Source organism: Curtobacterium sp. MCPF17_001 (assembly GCF_003234615.1).
Classification (GTDB): domain Bacteria; phylum Actinomycetota; class Actinomycetes; order Actinomycetales; family Microbacteriaceae; genus Curtobacterium.
The window spans coordinates 1-24139 of record NZ_QKSL01000007.1 but is presented as its reverse complement, the minus strand read 5'-3'; the positions used below and the strand labels follow the sequence as shown (position 1 = coordinate 24139).

21 protein-coding genes are annotated in these 24139 nt (G+C 72.9%); 12 read left to right on the top strand and 9 right to left on the bottom strand.

The window, feature by feature from the left end; translation table 11 throughout:
• Positions 1-64: 64 nt before the first annotated feature.
• The gene (locus DEJ24_RS08265) at positions 65-1015 is read left to right on the top strand and encodes a hypothetical protein (RefSeq protein ID WP_146242535.1); all 951 of its coding nucleotides are present in this window, start codon (positions 65-67) and stop codon (positions 1013-1015) included.
• Positions 1016-1178: 163 nt separating this feature from the next.
• Here the strand turns inward: DEJ24_RS08265 and DEJ24_RS08260 are convergent, their stop codons facing one another.
• A complete protein-coding gene (locus tag DEJ24_RS08260) occupies positions 1179-2957 on the bottom strand; it encodes a biotin carboxylase N-terminal domain-containing protein (protein ID WP_111078222.1) in 1779 nt (592 codons plus the stop codon).
• 116 nt (positions 2958-3073) lie between these two features.
• Entirely contained in the window at positions 3074-3847 is a 774-nt protein-coding gene (locus DEJ24_RS08255; RefSeq protein ID WP_111078221.1) for a nucleoside triphosphate pyrophosphatase, read from the bottom strand.
• A gap of 14 nt (positions 3848-3861) precedes the next feature.
• Between DEJ24_RS08255 and DEJ24_RS08250 the strand changes: the two genes are divergently transcribed.
• The 4 genes from DEJ24_RS08250 to DEJ24_RS08235 all read left to right on the top strand — a co-directional run bounded on the left by DEJ24_RS08250 (position 3862) and on the right by DEJ24_RS08235 (position 8472).
• Entirely contained in the window at positions 3862-5121 is a 1260-nt protein-coding gene (locus tag DEJ24_RS08250) for a class I SAM-dependent RNA methyltransferase (RefSeq protein ID WP_111078220.1), read from the top strand.
• Positions 5122-5248: 127 nt separating this feature from the next.
• Positions 5249-5977, top strand: a complete 729-nt coding sequence (locus tag DEJ24_RS08245; protein ID WP_375334549.1) for a response regulator — start codon at positions 5249-5251, stop codon at positions 5975-5977.
• Between the two features lie 24 nt (positions 5978-6001).
• Positions 6002-7414 carry a sensor histidine kinase gene (locus tag DEJ24_RS08240; protein WP_111078219.1) on the top strand — a complete coding sequence of 471 codons (1413 nt, stop codon included), beginning with the start codon at positions 6002-6004 and terminating at the stop codon, positions 7412-7414.
• Positions 7411-8472 carry a hypothetical protein gene (locus DEJ24_RS08235; RefSeq protein ID WP_111078218.1) on the top strand — a complete coding sequence of 354 codons (1062 nt, stop codon included), beginning with the start codon at positions 7411-7413 and terminating at the stop codon, positions 8470-8472. Before DEJ24_RS08240 ends, DEJ24_RS08235 begins: the two co-directional genes overlap by 4 nt.
• Positions 8473-8926: 454 nt before the next feature.
• Here the strand turns inward: DEJ24_RS08235 and DEJ24_RS08230 are convergent, their stop codons facing one another.
• Together DEJ24_RS08230 and DEJ24_RS08225 are read right to left on the bottom strand one after the other, a co-directional pair.
• A complete protein-coding gene (locus DEJ24_RS08230; protein ID WP_111078217.1) occupies positions 8927-9178 on the bottom strand; it encodes an acyl-CoA carboxylase subunit epsilon in 252 nt (83 codons plus the stop codon).
• A complete protein-coding gene (locus DEJ24_RS08225) occupies positions 9175-10770 on the bottom strand; it encodes an acyl-CoA carboxylase subunit beta (RefSeq protein WP_111078216.1) in 1596 nt (531 codons plus the stop codon). Before DEJ24_RS08225 ends, DEJ24_RS08230 begins: the two co-directional genes overlap by 4 nt.
• Positions 10771-10844: 74 nt before the next feature.
• On the opposite strand from DEJ24_RS08225, the gene DEJ24_RS08220 reads away from it, so the two are divergent.
• The 6 genes from DEJ24_RS08220 to purE all read left to right on the top strand — a co-directional run bounded on the left by DEJ24_RS08220 (position 10845) and on the right by purE (position 17391).
• A complete protein-coding gene (locus DEJ24_RS08220) occupies positions 10845-11678 on the top strand; it encodes a biotin--[acetyl-CoA-carboxylase] ligase (protein ID WP_258374765.1) in 834 nt (277 codons plus the stop codon).
• Positions 11679-11682: 4 nt separating this feature from the next.
• Entirely contained in the window at positions 11683-12216 is a 534-nt protein-coding gene (locus DEJ24_RS08215) for a PH domain-containing protein (protein ID WP_111078215.1), read from the top strand.
• A gap of 103 nt (positions 12217-12319) precedes the next feature.
• The gene (locus DEJ24_RS08210; RefSeq protein WP_111078317.1) at positions 12320-13627 is read left to right on the top strand and encodes a UDP-glucose/GDP-mannose dehydrogenase family protein; all 1308 of its coding nucleotides are present in this window, start codon (positions 12320-12322) and stop codon (positions 13625-13627) included.
• 3 nt (positions 13628-13630) lie between these two features.
• On the top strand, positions 13631-14767 hold the full coding sequence (locus DEJ24_RS08205) for a 5-(carboxyamino)imidazole ribonucleotide synthase (RefSeq protein WP_111078214.1): 1137 nt from the start codon (positions 13631-13633) through the stop codon (positions 14765-14767).
• 307 nt (positions 14768-15074) lie between these two features.
• Positions 15075-16742, top strand: coding sequence for a glycoside hydrolase family 6 protein (locus tag DEJ24_RS08200; RefSeq protein WP_111078213.1), 1668 nt, complete (start codon positions 15075-15077; stop codon positions 16740-16742).
• Between the two features lie 139 nt (positions 16743-16881).
• Positions 16882-17391 (top strand): 5-(carboxyamino)imidazole ribonucleotide mutase, encoded by a 510-nt coding sequence (gene purE, locus DEJ24_RS08190; protein WP_258374610.1) that lies wholly within the window; start codon positions 16882-16884, stop codon positions 17389-17391.
• 103 nt (positions 17392-17494) lie between these two features.
• On the opposite strand, the gene DEJ24_RS08185 is transcribed toward purE, so the two are convergent.
• The 3 genes from DEJ24_RS08185 to DEJ24_RS08175 form a co-directional block, all read right to left on the bottom strand.
• A complete protein-coding gene (locus DEJ24_RS08185; RefSeq protein ID WP_111078210.1) occupies positions 17495-18193 on the bottom strand; it encodes a hypothetical protein in 699 nt (232 codons plus the stop codon).
• 189 nt (positions 18194-18382) lie between these two features.
• On the bottom strand, positions 18383-19525 hold the full coding sequence (locus DEJ24_RS08180) for a glycosyltransferase family 1 protein (protein WP_110902732.1): 1143 nt from the start codon (positions 19523-19525) through the stop codon (positions 18383-18385).
• Positions 19526-19580: 55 nt separating this feature from the next.
• Positions 19581-20570 (bottom strand): YbhN family protein, encoded by a 990-nt coding sequence (locus DEJ24_RS08175; RefSeq protein ID WP_111078209.1) that lies wholly within the window; start codon positions 20568-20570, stop codon positions 19581-19583.
• A gap of 68 nt (positions 20571-20638) precedes the next feature.
• Here DEJ24_RS08175 and DEJ24_RS08170 point away from each other — a divergent pair, with 68 nt between their 5' ends.
• Entirely contained in the window at positions 20639-21754 is a 1116-nt protein-coding gene (locus tag DEJ24_RS08170) for a glycosyltransferase (protein WP_258374764.1), read from the top strand.
• Between the two features lie 86 nt (positions 21755-21840).
• Here DEJ24_RS08170 and rfbD read toward each other — a convergent pair whose 3' ends face one another.
• Complete coding sequence (gene rfbD / locus DEJ24_RS08165; protein WP_111044318.1) at positions 21841-22692, bottom strand: dTDP-4-dehydrorhamnose reductase; 852 nt, start codon at positions 22690-22692, stop codon at positions 21841-21843.
• A gap of 14 nt (positions 22693-22706) precedes the next feature.
• Positions 22707-23693, bottom strand: a complete 987-nt coding sequence (gene rfbB, locus DEJ24_RS08160; RefSeq protein ID WP_111044317.1) for a dTDP-glucose 4,6-dehydratase — start codon at positions 23691-23693, stop codon at positions 22707-22709.
• Between the last annotated feature and the right edge of the window lie 446 nt (positions 23694-24139).

Here is a 24139-nt window from a genome sequence, read left to right as displayed (position 1 = left end):
CGCGGTCGTCCACAGGGTCGGCGAACGCCCTGCGGCGGCGGTGGGCGTCCGCGAGGCTGCGGAGATGCAACGACTCGAGATCATCAGGGGTGGGAGCGTCGACCCCACCGGCCGTCGCGGTCGGGACCTCGTCGCAGCGGCCGACCGGGGCGCACTCGTCCGGCTCGCACCCGGCAGGTTCGTCGACGCCGAGCGCTGGCGAACGGCCGACGCCCGCGTCCGCCATCTCGCTCGGATCGACGCCGTCGACGAGTTGATCGCTCCGCGCCTCGTGCTGTCCCACGTGTCAGCCCTCGCCTTGCACGGGCTGCCCTGGAGCGGTGAGCTCCCCGAGGTCGTCGACGTCATCGATCCCGAGCGGGAGACATCCCAGTCCCTCCGGCTGCTGCGGAAGCACCCCGGGAAGGGCAGGTCGCTGGGTATCGCCCGGGCGTCCTCGGGCCGGCCGGTCACGGACCTCCGGAGCACCGTCGTCGACATCGCGCTCACCCAGGACCTCCGACGTTCCGTGCCCGTCCTCGACGTCGCGCTCCAGCGCGGTGTCGACCGGTCGACGCTCCGAGCTGAGCTGGACGCCAAGAGGGCCGTGCACGGCCGGGACCGTGCACGCTTCGCGATCGGGTTCGCCGACCCACGCAGTGGCTCGGTGGGGGAGTCGATCGCCCGTGTGGCGTTGGACGAGCTCGGAGCGCCACGGCCCGAACTCCAGACCGAGTTCCACGACGCTGCGGGCTTCGTGGCGCGGGTCGACTTCTGGTTCCCCGACCACGGCGTCGTCCTCGAGTTCGACGGTGCCGCGAAGTACCGGGACCCGGCCCTGCGCGCCGCGGGCCTCACCGCGGAGGACGTCCTCCTCCAGGAGAAGCGCCGCGAGGACCGGCTCCGCCGTGTGTCCGACGTCCGTCGACTCGGTCGGTTCGGGTGGCCGGAGACGCGGGACACGGAGCGGCTCCGAGCGCTGCTGCTGGGGCTGGGCCTCCCGCTCGAGACCCGACGTTTCCGCCGGATCCGCTGACGCTGCGTCCGCTGGTTCCACCTGGCGCCGCACAACAGGAACCGCCCCGAACCGCGGGAAGCCGTGGTTCGAGGCGGTTTCTGTTGTGCGCAGCCGATCGGCGCCGGGCGCCGGGCGCCGCGCGCCGGACGCCGCGCGCCGCGCGCCGCGCGCCGGGCGCCCGCTACGCGAGCTCGAGCAGGACGTGGCCCGAGGAGACCGTCTGGCCGACGGGGGCGTTCAGCCCGGTGACGATGCCGTCCTTGTGCGCCTGGACGGGCTGCTCCATCTTCATGGCCTCGAGGACGACGAGCAGGTCGCCCTTCACCACGGTGTCACCCTCGGCGACCGCGAGCTTCACCACGGTGGCCTGCATCGGCGACGCGACCGAGGAGCCGGACGCCGCACGGCCACCCTTGACGCCGGAGGACCGACGCTTCGGGGGAGCGGACGGGCCGGACGGGCGACGCGCGCCGCCGGCACCACCGCCGACGACGACGGAGGGCATGGTCACCTCGATGCGCTTGCCCTGCACCTCGACGACGACGCTCTCGCGCTCGCCCGGCGCGGGCAGTTCCTCGGGGGAGCCGCTCCAGGCCGGGATGTCGTTCACGAAGTCGGTCTCGATCCACTGTGTGTAGACCGAGAACGGCGTCGCGTCGTCGGTGGCGAACGCGGGGTCCGCGACGACGGCACGGTGGAACGGGATGACCGTCGGCAGGCCGGCGACCTCGAACTCGGCGAGGGCACGGCGGGAGCGCTCGAGCGCCTCTGCACGCGTGGAACCGGTGACGATGAGCTTCGCGAGCATCGAGTCGAACGAGCCCGAGACGACGTCGCCGGACACCACGCCGGAGTCGACCCGGACGCCGGGGCCGGACGGTGCGTTGAACACGTGGACGGGGCCCGGCGCGGGGAAGAAGTTGCGGCCCGGGTCCTCGCCGTTGATGCGGAACTCGAACGAGTGGCCGCGCGGGGTCGGGTCGGCGTAGTCGAGCGTGCCGCCCTCGGCAATGCGGAACTGCTCGCGGACGAGGTCGATGCCGGTGACCTCCTCGGAGACGCAGTGCTCGACCTGCAGACGCGTGTTGACCTCGAGGAACGAGACCGTGCCGTCGGCGCCGATGAGGAACTCGCAGGTACCGGCACCGACGTAGCCGACCTCGCGGAGGATCGCCTTCGACGACTCGTACAGCAGGGTCTGCTGCGCCTCGGTGAGGTACGGCGCCGGTGCTTCCTCGACGAGCTTCTGGTGGCGTCGCTGCAGCGAGCAGTCGCGTGTGGACACGACGACGACGTTGCCGTGCTCGTCCGCGAGGCACTGGGTCTCGACGTGCCGCGGCTTGTCGAGGTACTTCTCGACGAAGCACTCGCCTCGGCCGAACGCGGCGATGGCCTCGCGCGTGGCGGACTCGAACAACTCGGGGATGGAGGCCCGGTCCCGCGCCACCTTCAGGCCACGGCCACCGCCACCGAAGGCGGCCTTGATCGCGACGGGCAGTCCGACCTCGTCCGCGAAGGCGACGACCTCGGACACGTCCTGCACCGGCTCGATCGTGCCGGGGGCGAGGGGTGCGCCGACCTTCTCGGCCACGTGCCGTGCGGAGACCTTGTCGCCGAGACGCTCGATCGAGTCGGGCGACGGCCCGATCCAGGTGAGCCCGGCGTCGATGACGGCGCGCGCGAAGTCGGCGTTCTCGGCGAGGAAGCCGTACCCGGGGTGCACGGCGTCGGCGCCGGAGCGTCGGGCGACCGAGATGATCTTCTCGATGACCAGGTAGGTGTCGGCGCTCGTGGTGCCGTTCAGCGCGTAGGCCTCGTCGGCGAGGCGGGCGTGCAGGGCGTCACGGTCCTGGTCGGCGTACACCGCAACCGAGGCCTTGCCCGCATCGCGGGCCGCTCGGATGATGCGGACGGCGATCTCGCCGCGGTTCGCGATGAGGACCTTGCTGATGCGGGTCATGGGACATCAGCGTATTCGTGCGCCAGGGCCCTGTTTTGACCGCCATCCACAAGAAACACCGCGTGCAGCAGGTGGATGTCTACAGGCGGGGAGGTGGCGAGCGCGCCGGCGGGCTCCTACCGTGTCCAGAGGTCGTGCCAGGCGATCCCGAACCCCTGCAGGAGCATCGACCGCAGCATCGGCAGCGACAGACCGACGACGGCCGAGGGTGCTCCGTCGATCCGCGTGATGAAGGCGGCGGCGCGCCCGTCGATCGTGAACGCGCCGGCGACCTCGAGCGGCTCGCCGGTCGCGACGTACGCGTCGATCTCCGCGGGCGTCATGTCGTCGGCGAACGTCAGCACGGCGCTGTCCACCGCGACGACCCGGTCACCGTCCACGACGAGCGCGGAACCGCCCGGTGCGACCGGCCCCAGGTCGCCCACGGGGCGGACGGGAGGCGCGTCACCAGCCCGTCCCGCGCCTCCCGTCCCGGCAGTGGTCACCCCGACCCCGGCGCGCCGGTCCACGACGCTGTGCCCGCTCCACAGCGTGCCGCCGCCCGCGGCGAGCATCTGCCGCCACCGCTCGCGGGCCACCTCCGGGTCGTGCGGCTTGCCGTACAGCACCCCGTCGACCTCGAAGGCGGAGTCGCCGCCGAAGACGATGCCGTCGAGGCCGGTGTCGGTGCCGTCGGCCAGCTCGACGCGCCCGTCCGCGACCGCCGTGGCCTTCGCGACCGCGAGCAGCGAAACGAGTTCCGGTCCGGTGAGCCCGCGACCGAGTCGGTCCTGCTCGGTGGCCGCCACCGCGTCCTCGTCGACCCCCGGCGAGACGAGCACCGGTTCGATCCCGGACTGCGCCAGGAGCGCGCGACGGGCGGGGGAGGTGCTCGCGAGGTACAGACGCATGGGAACATCGAACCATGGGTGAATCCGTCGGCACACTGCTCGAACTCGACGTCACCGGGATCGCCCACGGCGGCATCTCGGTGGCACGGCACGAGGGGCGCGTGGTGTTCGTCACGGACGCGATCCCCGGGGAGCGGGTCGTGGCCCGGGTGACGGAGGACCGGAAGAAGTCGTTCTGGCGCGCCGACACCGTGCAGGTCCTCGAACCGAGCGAGCACCGGGTGGACCACGTCTGGCCCGAGGCCGGCCTGGACCGCGACCCCGCCGTGCGCCCCGGTGGTGCGGAGTTCGGGCACATCGCCCTCGCCCACCAGCGGACCCTCAAACGCGACGTGCTCGTCGACTCGTTCTCCCGGTTCGGCCGCATCGACCTCGACGCCGTGCTCGGCGCGCCGGTCGTCGTCGAGGCCGCACCCGGCGACGACGAGTCGAACGGCCTCGGCTGGCGCACCCGGGTCCGCCTGCACGTCGACGCCGACGGCACGCCCGGACCGTTCGCCGCCCGGTCACACACCGTCGTCCCGGTCACCTCGCTCCCGCTGGCCACCGCCACCGTGCAGGGCTCAGCGCCGCTCGGCCGCGGTTCGATGCCCGGCGCCGAGGTCGTCGACGTCCTCAGTCCGAGCGGCTCCGGCGGCGCACGCCTGGTCATCGATGCCCAGCGCCCCACGGTCGTGCAGGAGGTCGTCGGCGAACGGACCTTCGACGTGGACGACGACGGCTTCTGGCAGGTGCACCGGCAGGCTCCCGCCGTCCTCACCGCCGCGGTGCAGGACCTGGTCGATCGTGACCGCCTCGACCCGGAGGGCCAGCACCTCGACCTCTACGGCGGCGTCGGGCTGCTCGCCGCGGCCCTCGCCGACGTCGTCGGGCCGCGCGCCCGCGTGACGAGTGTCGAGAGTGCGACCCGCGCGACCGAGCACGCGCTCGAGAACCTGTCCGAGTGGATCGGTGCCCGTGCCGAGACCGGCCGTGTCGACCGGTGGCTGTCCCGGATCGTCGAGTCGGCCTCCCGTCCGGAGCGCGAGCGCTTCCGCGCCGGCACGATCGTGTTGGACCCGCCCCGGTCCGGTGCCGGTCGTGAGGTCGTCGTGTCGATCGCCGCGCTGCAGCCGGCCCAGGTCGTCTACGTCGCCTGCGACCCCGTTGCCCTGGCGCGCGACGTCGCGACGTTCGCGGATCTCGGGTACCGCCTGGAGGCACTCCGCGCCTTCGACCTGTTCCCGCACACCCACCACCTGGAGGCCGTGGCGCGGCTGGTGCCGGTCGCCTGAGCCCCGGCGGGTGGTCGGCTCCGCCAGGTCCCGTTGTGGGGTACGAAGCTGAGGTTGACCTGGGTATCCTTGGTGGCGACGGCAACCGGGATCAGGGCCCGGCGCGCTGTCGGAACGAGAGGCAACCGTGGGAGACACGACCACCAGCACATCGACCGGCACGACAGGGACTGCCGGTCCCGAGACCCGGCCGGTCCGGGTCGCCATCGTCGACGACCACGAGTCCGTCCGACTGGGGATCCAGGCCGCCTGCCAGAACGAGGGGTTCGAGGTGGTCCTCACCGCCGCGAGCGTCCCGGAGTACATCGCCCAGCTCGGCGGGCGCGAGGTCGACGTCGTCGTCCTCGACCTGTCGCTGGGTGACGGCTCGACGGTCACCGAGAACGTCAAGGGCGTGCAGGGCACCGGTTCGGCCGTGCTCGTGCACAGCATCGCCGACCGCGTCGCGAACGTGCGGGAGGCACTGGCGGCAGGGGCTGCCGGCGTCATCCCGAAGTCGTCCGCGACGAAGACCGTGATGGCCGCCGTCGCGACCGTGGCCCGGGGTGATGTGCTCAACAACCTCGAGTGGGCGAGCGCCATCGACGCGGACCGCGACTTCGCGAAGGCCCAGCTCGGGCGACGCGAACGCGAGATCCTGCACCTGTACGCCTCGGGCCTGCCGCTCAAGCTGGCGGCGCAGCAGCTCGGCATCGGGTACTCGACGGCCCGGGAGTACCTGGACCGCATCCGCGTGAAGTACGTCGAGGTGGGTCGCCCCGCCCCGACCAAGGTCGACCTGCTCCGGCGTGCCGTCGAGGACGGGATCCTGCCGGGGCTCGACTCCGGCATCGACCCCGACGGCGATGGTCGCTGACGACACCCGCGCCGGTCGGTCCTCGTGACCACCGACGCAGCGGCGGACGCCGGGCCGGCAGCGGCCCGGCGTCCGTCGTCCCCGGGAACCCCCGCATCCGCCGCGGCCGGTCCGAGCGACGCCGGGCACGCCGGGCCCACCGGGCCCGCCGGACCTGACGGGCACGGTCCGGGGCACGCCCGCGGCGTCGGCTGGGCCGATCCGTCGCGGTCGGTCCGTGCCACGATCACCCAGGCGTCGCTGGACCGGGCGTTCACGATCCTGATGGCCATCGCCGCGATCGGGTTCGGCGCGGTGAACGTCCCCGGCTTCCTCAAGCAGCTGCCGTACCTCGACGCGTTCTGGGCGCCGGCAGCGGCGATCACGATGGCACTCTCGCTCGTCGCGGTCGGGGTGTCGGCGATCGTGCAGCGCTGGTCCCAGGCCGCGCAGACCGTCTGCGCGCTGCTGTTCCTCGTCGCGCTGTTGACCTTCCCGCTGACGGTCGACCAGGCGTTGCCGGTCGACCAGTCCCCGTGGCCGTGGTGGCTCTGCAACGTCGGCACGATCGCCGCCTCGCTGAGCTTCGCCACGTGGCGCGCCGCGGTCTACAACGCCCTCGTGCCGATCATCTACGTCGTGCTGCGGCTCTCGCCGGCCGGCGGTGCGGTCGGCCCGCAGCGGGCGTTCCTCGACGGCGCCTACACCGCGGTGCTCGGCATCGCGGCGCTGATCCTCATCGTGGTGCTCCGTCGCGCCGCGGCGGCGGTCGACGTGGCCCAGGCCACCGCGGTCCGCCGGTACTCGCGGGCGATCCGGGAACACGCCACCGAGGTCGAACGGGTCCAGGTCGACGCCATCGTGCACGACAGCGTGCTCACGACGTTGCTGTCCGCCGCGCGTGCGGACACCCCGGACGCGAAGACCCTCGCCGCACGCATGGCACGGAACGCCATCGACCACCTCGCCGCCGCCGCCGCGGACGGCCCGGGGGAGGACCAGGTCGTGCCGTTCGACGTCCTCCGGAACCGGATCGCCACGTCCGTCACGTCGCTCGGTGCCCCGGTGGAGGTGCGGAGCCTCCCCATGGCGGGCCCGGCGCTGCCGTTCTCGGCGGCGGACGCGATCGCCTCGGCCGCGCTCCAGGCGGCGGTGAACAGCGTGCAGCACGCCGGCGACGACGTCGCGCGCTGGGTGACGATCGTCGCCGACGGCTCGTCCGTGCAGGTCGAGGTCGCCGACGACGGCACCGGGTTCGACGCGCACGCGGTCCCGGCTGAACGCCTCGGTGTCCGGCGCTCGATCATCGAGCGGATGGCCGCCGCCGACGGCGAGGCCGACCTCCGCACCGCCCCCGGCTCCGGCACCCGCATCGTGCTCCGTTGGCCGGCGCTCGGCGCCGACGACCGTCCCGCTCACCGGACCGGTTCGGTCCACCAGGCGGGGGCGGACGCATGAGGGCCTCCATCCCCGCGGGTGTCGCCATCGGACTCGCGGCGCTCTTCTCACTGCTGCACCTGGTACTCGCCGCCACCACGCTCCCCGGGACGCCGGCGAAGGCCGCTCCGGTCATCGCCTGCATGGTCCTCTACGCGGCGGCGACCGCTCTCGCGCTGCTGGTGCGTGGTCCGGTGCTGCCCGTCTGGGTCGCGTGGTTCGCACTCGCCACCGCCGTCGTGATGCCCCTCGTCTGCTCCACCGTCGTCGACCTCCGGGTCGCCCCGACGTACGCCACGTGGTGGATCGCCGCCGTCGGCACGCTCATGGTCGTGCTGGCCGTCCGGCAGCGCGGCCGCTTCGCCTGGGTCGGCGTCGCCTTCTGCACGGTGCACTCGGTCGGCTGGGCCGGCCTGGAGGCACTGGGCGAGCTGGGTGCACTCGGCAACGTGATCTGGTTGTCCGTCGCCACCGGGTTCGCGATCGCGATGAGCCACGCCACCCGGATCACCCGGGACTTCGTCCGCGCGGAGCAGGAGACCGTCGACTGGCAGGCGGCGCAGGACGCGCACGTGTCGGAACGACAGGTCCGGCTCGGCCAGACGACGCGGATGGCGCTGCCGATGCTCCAGCGCATCATCGACACGTGCGGTGGCTTGGACGAGGACGAGCGTGCCGAGAGCCTGCACCTCGAGCAGGCGATCCGTGACGAGATCCGCGGCCGCTCGCTGCTGTCCGACGACGTCCGGGCAGAGGTGATGCGCCTGCGCCGTCGCGGCGCCGTCGTGCAGCTGCACGACGACGGCGGCCTGGACGACCTGGAGACGGTCGAACAGGAGCGTGTGCACGCCGAGCTCGCCGATGCACTCCGACGCGCGTACGAGGCCGACGCCGACAACGTGATCGTCCGGACCGTGCCGGACAACGCCGACGCCGCGGTGACCGTGGTCGGACTGCGGCTCGACGCGGCCGAGAGCGAGTCCGCAGCCCTCGGGGCGGCGGACGACGACGAGGACGACGACGGGGACGACTCCGTCGCGCTGTGGCTCGAGATCGACCGGTACGCGACCCAGGGCTGACGCCGAGCCGGCAGCGCACACGAGGGGAGCGGCGAACGCCCCGGAGACAGGGAACGCCTCGGATGCGGGAAACGACCCGGAAAACGGGGAACGGGCCGGTCGGAGCTACCGACCGGCCCGTTCACGACCCGAGGCAGAGCGACAACCCGAATATCGCCCTGACTCGTCTCGGCGGTGGCTTCGTACCCTAGTCGGCCACCGACCGGCGATGCACTTCAACGAAGAACACCGAACACAGACAATGATGCCAACAGCACCAGGGGGTGTCAGTCGTCATTTCGGGGGACAATTCGGGCGATCTGCGGCGGTTCCCGGCGTGGACGACCCCCGAGTGAGGGGAGACCGAACGGTGCGTCCGCCGCTGTGCCGAGGTCGACACCGGTCGGTACCGAACGGGGTACAGACAGCCGGTGGTACCGGACCGTCACCGGACCGGTACCGGACGCGAACGGGTTCAGCGGAGGGACCGGCTCCAAGAGCCCTGCTGGAGCGGTCCGCGCATCCCCCGGGCAGATCGGGTCCAGCCGTCGCGCGGTGACGACTCCGTCTGGGCTCGGCCGGCAGCGGCGGCCTCGTCGGCCTGACGCTGCAGCACCGCGATCACGGCTGCGAGCTCCTCGGGTGTCGGGTCCCCGCCGACGACACGCACGCCCGCGACCGACGCGGTGGCGTCGGCCGGGGCGTCGGCAGCATGGCGTGGGCTCACAGGGGGATGTTCCCGTGCTTCTTCGGCGGCAGGCTCGCCCGCTTGCCGCGCAGCGCCCGGAGCGCCTTGATGACCGACACGCGTGTGGCGTGCGGCTGGATGATCCCGTCGAGTTCGCCGCGCTCGGCCGCCAGGTACGGCGACGCCACGTTGTAGGTGTACTCGTTCGCGAGCTTCGTGCGGACGGCAGCGACGTCCTCGCCGGCTTCCTCGGCACGCTTGATCTCGCTGCGGTAGAGGATGTTCACCGCACCCTGACCGCCCATGACCGCGATCTCCGCGGTCGGCCAGGCGAGGTTGATGTCCGCCCCGAGCTGCTTCGAGCCCATCACGATGTACGCGCCGCCGTACGCCTTGCGGGTGATCACGGTGACGAGCGGCACGGTGGCCTCGGCGTAGGCGTACAGGAGCTTCGCACCGCGGCGGATCACACCCGTCCACTCCTGATCGGTGCCGGGCAGGTACCCCGGGACGTCGACCAGGGTCAGGATCGGGATCCCGAACGCGTCGCAGAACCGGACGAAGCGCGCGGCCTTCTCGCCGGCGTCGATGTTCAGCGTCCCGGCCATCGCCTGCGGCTGGTTCGCGATGATGCCGACCGTGCGACCCTCGACACGACCGAAGCCGATCATGATGTTCGGCGCGAAGAGTGGCTGCACCTCGAGGAACTCGCCGTCGTCGACGACGTGTTCGATGACCTGGGTGACGTCGTACGGCTGGTTGGTGGAGTCCGGGATGACGAGGTCGAGCTCGCGGTCGGCGTCGGTCGTCTCGAGCTCCGGCGCGACGTCGTACGTCGGCGGATCGGACAGGTTGTTGTCCGGCAGGAACCCGATCAGCGAGCGCGCGTAGTCGAGCGCGTCGGTCTCGTCCTCGGCCAGGTAGTGCGCGACCCCGGAGACCGCGTTGTGGGTCTGCGCGCCGCCGAGTTCCTCGAAGCCGACGTCCTCGCCGGTGACCGTCTTGATGACGTCCGGGCCGGTGACGAACATGTGGCTGGTCTTGTCGACCATGATCACGAAGTCGGTGAGGGCGGGGGAGTAGACGGCGCCACCGGCAGCCGGGCCCATCACGATCGAGATCTGCGGGATGACGCCGGAGGCCGCGGTGTTGAGGCGGAAGATCTCGCCGTACTTGCCGAGCGCGACCACTCCCTCCTGGATGCGGGCGCCACCGGAGTCGAGGATGCCGATGATCGGCACTCCGGTCTTCAGCGCGTGCTGCATCACCTTGACGATCTTCTCGCCGGCGACCTCACCGAGGGAACCGCCGAAGACCGTGAAGTCCTGCGCGTAGACCGCGACCTGTCGGCCGTGGATGGTGCCGTGGCCGGTGACGACCGCGTCGCCGTAGGGACGCTTCGACTCCATCCCGAAGGCGTGGGTGCGGTGGCGGACGAACTCGTCGAGCTCCACGAAGGAGTTCTCGTCGAGCAGCTGCTCGATCCGCTCGCGGGCCGTCATCTTGCCCTTGGCGTGCTGCTTCGCGATCGCGGACTCGCCTGCGGCGGTCACGGCTTCGTGGTACCGGTCGCGGAGGTCAGCCAGACGGCCTGCGGTCGTCGAGAGATCGGGGGTGTCTCCTGTGGTCACCCGCTCACCCTACCGGCGGTGCGGGACACCCCCGTTGGAGGACCCCCACGGTTCCGGGCCGTAGGTTTGCGTGCATGTCCACACCGGTCACACCCGACTTCGTCTCCGTCAGCGCCGCCGTCCAGGGCGCCGGCGCGACGATGACGGTGCTGCCGACGACGGGGTCCACCAACGCCGACCTGCTCCGCGACGCACCGGACCTGGCCTCCGGCAGCGTCGTGGTGACCCTCGACCAGACCGCCGGACGCGGACGGCTGGACCGGTCGTGGGTGGCCCCCGCGGGACAGACCCTGGCCGCGAGCGTGCTGGTGCGGGCGGACCTCGACGCCCGCGACCGGGGCTGGCTGCCGCTCGTCGCGGGCGCCGCCGTGCGCGACGCCGTCGCCGGCGTGCTCGCCGACGGACAGACGGACGCAGGCGCGCAGCCGGACACGGACGACCGCGTGCTCGTGAAGTGGCCGAACGACGTCCTCGTCGACGGCCGCAAGGTCAGCGGCGTGCTCTGCCAGGTCGCCGCCGACGGGTCCGTCGTCGTCGGCGTCGGCGTGAACCTCACGATCCCGGCCGGCGCGCTGCCCACCCCGACCGCCACCTCCCTCCTCGTGGCCGGTGCGACCGGACCGGCCACGGCACTCGCCGACGCGGTCCTGACGGACCTCTGGACGGGCCTCCAGGAGGCCGTGGCCGGGCTCGTCGCCGGAGGTGCCGCCGCCGACGCGGTCCGTTCGCACGTCCGGGCCGTGTGCGGGACGGTCGGCCAGCGGGTGCGCCTCGAGTTGCCGGACGGATCGACGGTCGAGGCCGACGCGACCGGCGTCGACGACGACGGCCGCATCACGATCCGGGACCGGACCGGCGCCTCCAGGGGCGTCGCGGTGGGGGACGTCACCCACCTGCGCTATGCATGAGCCCATGACGGACGAGCCTGCCCCCGAGCTCGTCGTCGCCCGGCTCCGGCCACACGCCCGACGACTCGTCCGCCCCGCGGTCTTCGTCGTGCTCGTGGCGGCCGCCGGCGGGTTCGGCTTCGGGGTGTTCCGCGCGGAACTCGCCTGGCTCAACGTCGCGGTCGCGGTCCTGGTCGTCGTGCTCGTCCTGCTCGGCGGCGTCGTGCCGCTGCTGCGGTGGATGTCCCAGCGGTACGTCGTGACCACCCGGCGACTCGTGGTCTCGCACGGTCTCGGCACCCGGACCCGCCGGGAGCTGCTGCACTCGCGCGGGTACGACGTCACCGTGCGGCGACAGGGTGCCCAGGGGCTGTTCCGTTCGGGCGACGTGCTCGTGTTCCCGGGGGAGGACCCGGCGCTCGTGCTCACCGACGTCCCGCACGCGGACCTCGTCGTCGCCGTGCTGCACGACCTGGTCGAGGCGCACGAGGCACGACGTCGGCACCGCGAACCCGACTGGGACGACATCGTCCGCGGGACCGCCCGACACGACCGCTAGCCGCTTCCTCCGACTGCGATCTGCGGAGACACTGCGGGGAACCGCGCGTGGTCTTGCGGTTCACCGTCTCGTGGACCGGGCGACGACCCGGTACCGTCGTCCCGTGCGTATCTCTGTCATCGGCTGCGGTTACCTCGGTGCCGTCCACGCCGCCTCCATGGCCAAGCTCGGACACGACGTCGTCGCGGTGGACGTCGACCCGGGGAAGATCGAACGACTCGCGGCGGGCGAAGCACCGTTCTTCGAGCCCGGTCTGCCCGAGATCCTGACCGAGGCCCTCGCCTCCGGTCGGATCCGGTTCACGACCGACATGGCCGAGGTCGCCGGCGCGCGGGTCCACTTCGTCGCCGTCGGCACCCCGCAGGGACCGACCGGCGCCGCCGACCTCACGTACGTCGACGCGGCCGTCGCCTCGCTCACCGAGCACCTGTCCGCCGGGGACTTCGTCGTCGGCAAGTCGACCGTCCCCGTCGGCACCGCGGCCCGCCTGGCCGCGGACGTCAGCGCGGCCGTCCCCGGTGCCACGCTGGTCTGGAACCCGGAGTTCCTCCGCGAGGGCTTCGCCGTGCAGGACACCATCGCGCCGGACCGCCTGGTCTACGGCGTGCCCGCCGGCCCCGAGGGCGAAGCCGCCGTCGCGGCGCTCGACGAGGTGTACGCCGTCGCGCTCGCCGAGGACACCCCTCGTCTCGTCGTCGACCTGGCCACGGCGGAACTCGTCAAGGTCAGCGCGAACGCGTTCCTCGCGACCAAGATCTCGTTCATCAACGCGATGGCCGAGATCGCCGAGGTCGTCGGCGCCGACGTCACCGCACTCGCCGACGCCATCGGACACGACGCCCGCATCGGCCGGAAGTTCCTGAACGCCGGCCTCGGCTTCGGCGGCGGCTGCCTGCCGAAGGACATCCGTGCGTTCCAGGCCCGCGCCGACGAGCTCGGCGTGGGCGAGTCGCTCGCGTTCCTGGCCGACATCGACGCGATCAACCTCCGCCGCCGGGCGCACGTCGTCGAACTCGCCACGCAGGCCCTCGGCGGCGACGTCACCGGCAAGCGCGTCGCGGTCCTCGGACTCGCGTTCAAGCCGAACTCCGACGACGTCCGGGACTCGCCGTCGCTCGACATCGCCGCGCGTCTGCGTGAACTCGGTGCCGACGTCGCCGCGTACGACCCGGAGGCCATCGTCACCGCCCGCCGTCTGCACCCCGAGCTGGACTACGTCGAGACCGTCACCGAGGCCGTCACCGGCGCCGACATCGTGCTCGTGCTCACCGAGTGGAACGAGTTCCGTGAGCTCGACGCCGCCGCTGTCGCCGCGGCCGTCGCCACCCCGGTCGTCATCGACGGCCGCAACTGCCTGGACCGGGACGCCTGGCGCGCCGCGGGCTTCGCCTACCACGGCATGGGACGCTGATCGATGGCGCTGCGAGTCGGGGTCATCGGCGGTGGCCAGCTGGCGCGGATGATGGTGCCCGCAGCGGTGGAGCTCGGCCTCGACATCCGGGTCCTCGCCGAGGGACCGGGCATGTCCGCGGCCATCGCCGCGACCGCCGAGGGTGACTACCACGACGCCGAGACGGTCCTGGCGTTCGCGCAGGACGTCGACGTCGTCACCTTCGACCACGAGCACGTGCCCCAGGACGTCCTCGCCGCGCTGGTCGACGCCGGTGTGGCGGTCCGGCCGGGCCCCGCGCCGCTCGCGGTCGCGCAGGACAAGATCACGATGCGTCGTCGGCTCACCGAGCTCGGGCTCCCGGTGCCGGACTGGGCCGCAGTGCACGACGCCGACGAGCTCCGCGCGTTCCTCGCCGAGCACGGCGGACGCGCCGTCGTGAAGACCCCGCGGGGTGGGTACGACGGCAAGGGCGTCCGTGTCGTCACGGATCCCGCCGACGTCGAGGACTGGTTCATCGCGGTGGCCGAGTCCGGCGGAGACCAGGCACTCCTCGTCGAGGAACTCGTCGCCTTCACCCGCGAGCTCGCGCAGTCCGTCGCCCGACGGCCGTCCGGACAGATCGTCGCCTGGCCGCTCGTCGAGACGACGCAGCGTGACGGGGTCTGCGCCGAGGTGATCGCGCCCGCGCCCTCGAGTGCCGGTCGGATCGCCGACCTGGCCGAGTCGATCGCCGTCCGCGTCGCCGAGGAGCTCGACGTCACAGGGGTCCTGGCGGTGGAGCTCTTCCAGACCGACGATGACCGGATCCTCGTCAACGAACTCGCGATGCGTCCGCACAACACCGGCCACTGGTCGATCGACGGGGCGACCACGAGCCAGTTCGAGCAGCACCTGCGGGCCGTGCTCGACCTGCCGCTCGGCACGACGGGGACGAACGCTCCCGTCGCGGTCATGGTCAACGTGCTCGGCGGGCCCGGCGACGGTGACCTGGCGGGTCGCTACCCGGCGGCGCTCGCCGCGTTCCCGGAGGCGAAGTACCACTTCTACGGCAAGGCCCCGCGCCCCGGTCGGAAGATCGGCCACGTCACGGTGACCGGAGACGACGTGGACGACGTCGTGTACCGCGCCCGGGCCGCGGCAGCGCACTTCGACGACTGACCCCGGATGACTGACGGCTGACGGCTGCCGCGCTGCGGGCTGACGGACGGACGCCGCTCGGGCGGGGAGGGTCTCCTGCTCCGTGCCCCTGTCAGACCCCTGTGCCGGGTGCCACCACGTCGGGTGGCACTCGGACTGGCGGGTGGTCGTCGTGGGCGAGCCGTGGTGCCATGGGGAGGCTGACCACGCTGACTCCCGGGGGACCCACATGCGCTCGACCAGGGCACCGCGAACGACCAGGGCGTCGCGCTCGACCAGGGCGTCGCGCGCGACCAGGGCGTCCGCCGTCGCGCTCGCCGTCGCCGTCGTGACGGTCGGACTCGTCGCCTCCGGGCTCGTCCTGTCCGAGTCCGACTCGAGCCCCGCAGCCGCTGCCACCCCGACCGAGCTCCGCGCACGCACCGCGGCACAGGTCTACGGCGGTGGACAGTACAACCCGCCGACCGGTGAGGCCGCGAAGGCCGCCGCGGCGCTCCGCACGACCGACCCGGCCGGAGCCGCCGCCGCCTCGACGATCGCCCGCTACCCGGTGGCGACCTGGCTCGGCGAGTGGACGCAGGGCACCACCCTGACCGAGACCGTGACCGCCGCCACCGACGGTGCCGCCGCCACCGGCACGACCGCGGTCTTCGTCACCTACGCGATCCCGCAGCGTGACTGCGGCGGCTACTCGGCTGGTGGTTTCGACGAGAGCTCCTACGACCGCTGGGTCGACCAGGTCGTGTCACTCGTCGCCGGGAAGCGTGCGGTGGTCGTCGTCGAACCGGACTCGCTCGCGATGCTCAGCAACAGCGCTTGCACCGGGTCGTTGGACCAGCAGCGCTACCGGATCCTCTCGCGCGAGGTCGCGGCCTTCACCGCTGCCGGTGTCCCCGCGTACCTGGACGCGGGGAACTCGAACTGGGTGCCGGCGGCGACGATGGCGGACCGGCTCGTCCAGGCCGGCGTCCAGACCGCCCGCGGGTTCTCCACCAACGTCGCGAACTACTACCCGGTCGCGCAGGAGCAGGCGTACGCGCAGCGCGTCTCCGCCCTGACGGGAGGGTCGCACTACGTGATCGACACGTCGCGGAACGGCACCGGGTGGCGGGGGACCTGGTGCAACGCGCCGGGCGCCGGCCTCGGTACGACGCCCCGGGTGGCCACCGACGGCACCGCGCTCGACGCACTGCTCTGGGTGAAGACGCCCGGCGCGAGTGACGGCACCTGCAACGGCGGACCCCGGGCCGGGACGTGGTACTCGGCGTACGCGCGGGCACTCGTCGCGAACGCCGCGCTCGGTACCCCGGTCCTGACGCCGACCCCCGCGACGCGGCAGCCCGTGGCACCGCGGGTCGCACTCGACTCGGCGACCACGGCCCCGGCGGGCATCGCGGTCCGGGGCTGGACGGTCGACGCCGACGCGCCCGGCGCGTCGCTCCCTGTGGGCATCACCGTCGACGGTCGGACCGTCGCGACGACCACTGCGGGCCTCGACCGCCCCGACGTCGCACGGGCCACCGGTGCCGGAGCAGCACACGGGTTCCAGACCGTCGTGCCCGGTCCCGCGGGCACCCACCGGGTGTGCGCGGTCGTGTCCGACGTCGGTCCCGGTGGCACGAGCACCACGGCCCGCACCGTCCCGACCTCGGTGTGCCGGACCGTGACGGTGGCCGCGAGCGCTCCCGTCGGCCGGCTCGACGCCGCGACGTCCCCTGCGACACGTCGCGTGGCCGTGTCGGGTTGGGCCTTCGACCGGGACGCGGTCAGCACCCCGGTCACCGTCACCGTGCGGATCGACGGTCGGCGGCCGACGGGTGTCGCCGCCTCGGGCTCCCGTCCCGACGTCGACCGCGTGTACAGCGCCGGATCGTCGCACGGTTACGCGCGGACGCTGGCCGTCGCGTCAGGCCGGCACACCGTGTGCGTCACGGCGACCGGGCTCGGCCGCGGCGGGGACGCCTCGCTCGGTTGCCGCACCGTGACGGTCCGCTGACGGACCCGTCCCGTCGCCCGGCTCACCCGGCTGGCCTGGCTGGCCCGGTTGGCCTGGCTGGCCCGGTTGGCCTGGCTGGCCCGCTTGGCCCGGCGGGCCCGGTGGGAGACGCCCGCCACCCGCCGCTAGGCTCGGCAGGGTGACCGACAGCGCCGCTCCCGCCCCCCTCGTCTCCGTCATCATGGGTTCCGACTCGGACTGGCCGACCATGCGCGCCGCGGCCGACGTGCTCGACGAACTCGGGATCCCCTACGAGGCGGACGTCGTGTCGGCGCACCGCACCCCGGACAAGATGATGCGCTTCGGGCGCGAGGCCGCGGGCCGCGGCATCCGTGTCGTCATCGCCGGGGCCGGCGGTGCAGCGCACCTGCCCGGCATGGTCGCCTCGGTGACGACCCTGCCCGTGATCGGCGTCCCGGTGCAGCTCGCCCGGCTCGACGGTCTCGACTCGCTGCTGTCGATCGTCCAGATGCCCGCGGGCATCCCGGTCGCGACGATGGCCATCAACGGTGCGGCGAACGCCGGGCTCCTCGCGGCGCGCATCATCGGGACGTCCGAGCCCACGGTCGCGGCCCGGCTCGCCGAGTACGCTGCCGAGCTCGAGCAGGCCGTCGAGCGGAAGGCCCAGGCGCTCCGCGACGCCCGCTGACCTGCCCGACGCCCTGACCTGCCCGTCGCCTGCTGACCTGCGCGACGCCCGCTGACCTGCCCGTCGCCCGCGCCCGCGGGAGGTCAGTGGCGCCGGTTGACGGTCAGGAGGCTCGGGCCGCGCCCGTCACGCCGTCCACGGTCACCGTGCGGCTGGCTCCACCCGCGGACACCGTCGCGGTCCACGTCGGCGCGGAGCCGCTCCCGCCGAGCTGCAGGGTGGCGAGGGTGCTGCCCGGGACCGCTGCGGTGGCCTTCGCGGCGGCGGCGTCGGCGTCCACGCGCAGTCCGGCGGCACGTGCTGCGTTCGCGGTCTTCGTCGCGGCGTCGGAGTCCTTCGGGAACGGTCCGGAGGTGACCCGGCCGAGCGTGGCGGACACCACGGACTGCGTCAGCGTGCCGTCGGGCCCCGCGACGACCACGGTCCAGAGGTCGCCCGACCCGGTGAGGGAGACCACCGTGCCCCCGCCGGCGGCCGCGATGCCCTGCTGGGTCACGACGCCGAGGTCGACGGTGCCGGGGTCGGTGACGCCGCCGCCGTTCCCGGCGCCCTGCCCGGAGCCGTCGTCGCCGTCGTCGTCACCCGGCGTCGGCGTCGCGCTGGCCGGCGAGGACGGGACGACCGGGGTGGTCTGCGAGGGGGTCGGGGACGCGGTCCGGGTCGGCTCGGCGGTCGCGGTCGCCGTCGCACTGCGGGTCGGTGCCGGGGTGTCGCCGCCGGAGCACGCGGTCAGGAACAGGGCCGCGCCGACGCCGACGGTGATGGCGGCGGTGAGGGCCGTGGACGGGTGACGACGGGTCATGAGCCGATCCTGGCAGTCGGGGACGGGCCTCCCGGCCAGGGACACGGCGGAGCGGACGATCGATGCCGAGCCGTGACGCTGCCGGACGGACCGGTAGCGATGCCGACCAGTACCGGCGCCGACCAGCACCGATGCCGACCAGCACCGATGCCGACCAGCACCGACGCCGACCAGCACCGACGCCCCGGGTCAGAGGTCGGCGTGCAGCTGCCAGGTCTCGAGGGCGGAGTCGCGCCAGTCGAACATCCGGGCGCGGTCCGGACCGGCGATGGCGAGCTGGCCCGCGAGGTGCGGGTCGTTGACGACCTGGTACATCGCCTGCGCGAGACGCTCGGGGTAGGTGTCCCGGGGGTTCCGTGCGACGCACACACCGGCATCGGACGCGACTTCGCTGACGGCTTCGTCGTCGGAGTGGATCACCGGGACGCCGAAGCTCATCGCCTCGATCACGGGGAGCCCGAAGCCCTCGGCCAGGCTCGGGAACACGAAGACGGTGGCGCGGTCGTACGCCACGGCGAGGTCGGCGTCGTCGACCCGCCCGAGCACCTTCACCCGTGACGGGTCGAGCCCGGCGCGTTCGGCGGTGCCGTGCACGTCCACGTCGCCCCACCCGTCCGGCCCGGAGATGACCAGGGGGACGTCGGCCGGAGCGTCGGGGTGGGCCATCGCGTCGATGAGCGCGGTGAGGCCCTTCCGGGGCTCCAGTGTGCCGACGGCCAGCACGTAACGGTCGGGCAGGCCCAGGCGCTCGGCGCGGAGGTCGGCGTCGACCGGCACGCGAAGGCGCCCGCTCGGTGCACCGCCGATGACCCGCAGGCGGTCGTCGAACCGGTGGATCTCGTTGAGCTGTCCGGCGACCGCGTGGGTCGGGACCACGACGGCGTCGGCGTACTTGTACGCGCGCTTCACCATCGCCTTGTGGAAGTGCACGCCGCGCGGCGTCAGGGTCTCGGGATTCGTCCACGGCACCGTGTCGTGCACCGTGACGACCGTCTGGCGACCCGGTTCCTGCACACGGTCGTGCTTGACCAGCGGTGCGAGCACACTCGGTGCGTGCACCATGCCGTGCGAGGCGCCGTGGGCGAGACCGCCCTGCCAGGCGAGGGCCAGCTCACGACGGGGGAGCGCGAGCCGGTCGAGGTCGGCGAGCCCGGGCAGGAGTGTCCGGAGACGCTGCAGTTCGGCGGCCGAGGACGCGGAGACGACCGCTTCGACGTCGCAACCGTCCGGGGCGGTCGCGATGAGCTGCCGGGTCAGTTCCTCCGCGTAACGGCCGATGCCGCCGGGTACCGGTGCGAGCACCTGGTCCACGATCACGCGGAGTGTGGTCATCTGGCAGGGCTCCTCGGTGGTGCGTCCCGGGTCGTCCCGGGGTCGACTGACGAGGCTACCAGTGGCGTTCGGGAGAACCGGGGAGGTCGCTGGTTTCGTCCACAGCAGGCGCACGCCGACGGCGGCGTTCCCCGAGCACGGCAGCCCCGGCGAACACCAGGTCGACGACCGTCAGGAGCACACGGGAGGTCACGGCGACGCTGACCGCCGCTGACGCGCCGAGCGGCACCCCGGCGGTGAGCAGCGCGGTGAGGACGGCCTCGCGTCCGCCGAGCCCAGCCGGCAGGAAGAAGACCAGGAAGCCGACGAGCCAGGCGAGGGCGTAGGCGCCGACGGTGAGCGTCGTCACGCGGAGGTCGACGTGTCCGAGCGGCACCAGCACCAGGACGATGTGCAGGCCGAACACCACCCACGCCAGCAGCGCCCACCCGAACGCACGGACGACGGCGCCGGTGCTGATCTCGAGCGTGCCGAGGTCTCTGCGGGTGACCTTCGAGGCCAGGCGCAGCCCGAACCGGAGCACGGCCGGGTGCAGGGCCGCGAGGACCACGGGCACGAGGAGCACCACGAACCAGTACCGCGAGAAGGCGTCGGGCTGCACGAACGGGATCGTGACCGCCGCGATCGAGACACCCGCGCCGCAGCTGATGAGGAGGGTGAGCATGCCCACCGCGACACTGCGCGCCGCGGGGACCCGGTGCTCGCGGCCCAGGTCGGCCTGCGCCACGATCGGCCACACGGAGCCCGGGATGTACTTGCCGATCTGGGACAGGAAGAACACCCGCTGCGCGGCACCGAGGGGGATGCGGTGCCCCGCTCCGGACATCAGCGCGCGCCAGGACAGGAACGTCACGTAGGTCGCCGCGCCGCCCGTGACGAACGCGCCGACGAGGGTGAGCGGGTCCTGCCGGCCGATCGCGTCGACGATGTCCCCGGCGCGCGGGACCAGGAAGGCCACGCACAGGACGAGGGCGACGACCAGGCCGACGACACGGACGATCGTCTTCGTCCGGGAGCGTCCGGCGGGCTGCTGGGGTTCGGTCATTCTCACCTAGGGTTGATCGGGCGCCGGCTCGGATGCGGCGCACGCGAGCATCGGAGAGGACGGCCCACGTGCGGATCTTGGCCTTCGGAACATACCAGGCGGCGGACCACCCTCGAGTGCGTGTGCTCGCCGACGGCCTCCGCGCACGCGGACACGTCGTCGCCGAGGCGAACGTCCCGCTCGGCCTCTCCACGCGCGAGCGTGTCGCGATGCTCGGCGCCCGCTCCGGAGCCGTGCAGATGGCGGGGCGACTCGTCCGGAGCTGGTCACGGCTCACCGGGAAGGCGGTGCGCGCGCGGGCCGCCGGCCGGCCGGACGCCGTGCTCGTCGGCTACATGGGGCACTTCGACGTCTGGCTCGCACGCCTGCTCTTCCCGCGCACGCCGATCGTGCTCGACCACCTGGTGTTCGCCGCGACGACCGCACAGGACCGTGGGGTCGGCGGCACCGGCCTCAAGCAGCGGCTGCTCCGCGCGATCGACGGCGCGGCACTGCGGATCGCCGACGTGGTGGTCCTCGACACCGACGAGCACCGCGACCTGGTGCCCGAGCGGTTGCGGGCGAAGGCGGTCGTCGTCCCCGTCGGGGCCACGGCGCAGTGGTACGACGCCGCGCAGGAGTCGACGCCCTCGGCAGCCACCGACGGGCCCTTGCGTGTGGTGTTCTTCGGGCTCTTCACCCCGCTCCAGGGTGCGGCGACGATCGGCGCCGCGATCGGGGGACTCCGGCCGGAGGACCCCGTCCGCGTCACGATGGTCGGCTCCGGCCAGGACCTCGAGGCGGCGCAGGCCGCTGCTGCGGGGGGCGCCCCCACCGAGTGGATCCCGTGGGTCGCGTCCGAGGAGCTGCCGGCCCTCGTCGCCGGGCACGACGTCGGCATCGGCATCCTCGGCACGACGCCGAAGGCACGCAAGGTCGTGCCGAACAAGGTCTACCAGTGCGCGGCCGCCGGCCTCGCGGTCGTGACGAGCGACACCGCGCCGCAGCGCCGGGCCTTCGGGGACGCGGTGATCGGCGTCCCGCCGGGCGACGCCGGCGCCCTCGCCGCCACGCTCCGTGCCCTGGCCGAGGACCGGGCGTTCCTCGCCGAACGCCGCTCCGCTGCTGCTGCGGCTGCCGAGCGGTTCCGGCCGGCGGCAGCCGTCGGACCGCTCGACGAGCGGCTGGCTGCGATCGTCCGCTGACGGAGCGCACCGGACCGACGACGGACGGGAGGCGCGGTGCCAGCTGGCACCGCGCCTCCCGTCCGTCGTCGCCCCGTCAGGACGAGTCAGCGGCGCAGGGCCCCCGCCTCGACCGCCGCGTGGAGCGCTTCGCGCCAGTCACGCATCGGGGCCAGACCGGCTCGGGACCACGCGTCGTGCCCGAGCACGCTGTACGCCGGGCGCGGTGCGGGACGGACGAAGGACGCGCTGTCGGTGGGGAGCACGCGCTCGGGGTCCAGTCCGTTCTCGGCGAAGATCGCGCGCGTGAAGTCGTACCAGGAGCCCTGGCCCGAGTTCGTGCCGTGGTAGATGCCGGCCGGAGCGTCCCGGTCGACGAGCTCGACGATGCGGGCGGCCAGGTCGCCGGTCCAGGTCGGCTGCCCGACCTGGTCGGTGACCACCGAGACCGTGTCGTGCGAGGCCGCGAGCCGGAGCATGGTCGCGGCGAAGTTCGGGCCGTGCTCGCCGTAGATCCACGCCGTCCGCACGATGTACGACGAATCCGGCGCGACCTGTCGGACGGCCGCCTCGCCCGCCGCCTTGGTCCGCCCGTACGCGTTCAGCGGATCGGTGGGTGCGTCCTCCGCGTAGGGCGCGGTGCCGTTGCCGTCGAACACGTAGTCCGTCGAGATCGTCACGAGCTTCGCGCCGTGGCGTACCGCTGCCTCGGCGAGGAGCCGTGGGCCGGTGGCGTTCACCGCGGCGGCCTCGTCCTCGTGTGATTCGGCGTCGTCCACCTTCGTGTACGCCGCCGAGTTGATCACGACGTCGTGGCCGGCGACGGCCGCGTCGACCGCGTCCGGGTCGGTGATGTCCAGGTCGGCGCGGCCGAGCGCGGTCACGTCACGGCCCTGCAGCGCGAGCTGGAGGTCGCGGCCGAGCATGCCGGCGGCGCCGGTGATGAGGGTGCGCGTCATCGTCGTCGCCGGGCTCAGCTGAGCGCCGCGCGCTCCTTGAGGGGCTCCCACCAGGCGCGGTTGTCGCGGTACCACTGCACGACGTCGGCCAGACCCTGCTCGAACGGCACCTGCGGCTCGTAGCCGAGCTCGGCCTGGATCTTCGAGATGTCGACCGAGTAGCGCAGGTCGTGGCCGAGACGGTCCTGGACGCGGTCGACGTACGACCAGTCCTTGCCGGTCGCGTCGAGGAGCAGCTGGGTGAGCTCCTTGTTCGTGAGCTCGGTGCCGCCACCGATGTTGTAGATCTCGCCCGCGCGGCCCTTGGTCAGGACCATCGCGATGCCGCGGGTGTGGTCGTCGACGTGCAGCCAGTCGCGGATGTTGTCGCCCTCGCCGTAGAGCGGCACGTGCCGGTCATCGATGAGGTTCGTGACGAAGAGCGGGATGACCTTCTCCGGGAAGTGGTACGGCCCGTAGTTGTTGGAGCAGCGCGTGATCGAGAGGTTCAGCCCGTGCGTGCGGTGGTAGCTGCGTGCGAGCAGGTCGCTGCCGGCCTTCGACGCCGAGTACGGCGAGTTCGGCTCGAGCGGGCGCTCTTCGTCCCACGAGCCCTCGCTGATCGACCCGTAGACCTCGTCGGTCGAGACGTGCACGAACCGCTCGGTGCCGTGCCGGAGTGCGGCGTCGAGCAGACGCTGGGTGCCGACGACGTTCGTCTCGACGAAGATGCCGGAGTCGCGGACCGAACGGTCGACGTGGGACTCGGCGGCGAAGTGCACGATGGCGTCGATGCCCGGGACGACCTCGTCGAGCTTGGCGGCGTCCGTGATGTCGCCCTGCACGAAGGTGTACCGCGGCGAGTCCGCCACCGACGCGAGGTTCTCGAGGTTGCCCGAGTAGGTGAGCGCGTCGTACACGACGACGTCGGCACCTTCGAGGCCGGGGTAGGCGTCCTGCAGCGTACGGCGGACGAAGTTCGAGCCGATGAAGCCGGCCCCTCCGGTGACGAGGATCTTCACGCGTTGTTCCTTCAGTGATCGGTGAGCGGTCGGTCGGCGGTGAGTCTACCGGGCGCCGTGGTGGGGGTCGGGGTCCTACGAGGAGCTCGTCTTCCGCATCTCGGTCGCCGGACGCCAGACGCTCTTCGGCTCGCTGCCGTACGGCGTCCGTCCGCTCGCGGCCCTCGTCGTCGCCACCGCACTGGTCGGCCTCGTGACCCTCGTGCTGGCCTGGGCTGTTGTCGGGCGACGGGGACCGCAGCGTGCGGCGACCGCCTCCTCGGTCGGAGCGGACGACACCGACGCTGCCCGCCCCGTCGGCACCGGCCCGCAGGACGTGCCCACCGCCGACCAGCCCGACCAGCACCGACGCCCCGGGTCAGAGGTCGGCGTGCAGCTGCCAGGTCTCGAGGGCGGAGTCGCGCCAGTCGAACATCCGGGCGCGGTCCGGACCGGCGATGGCGAGC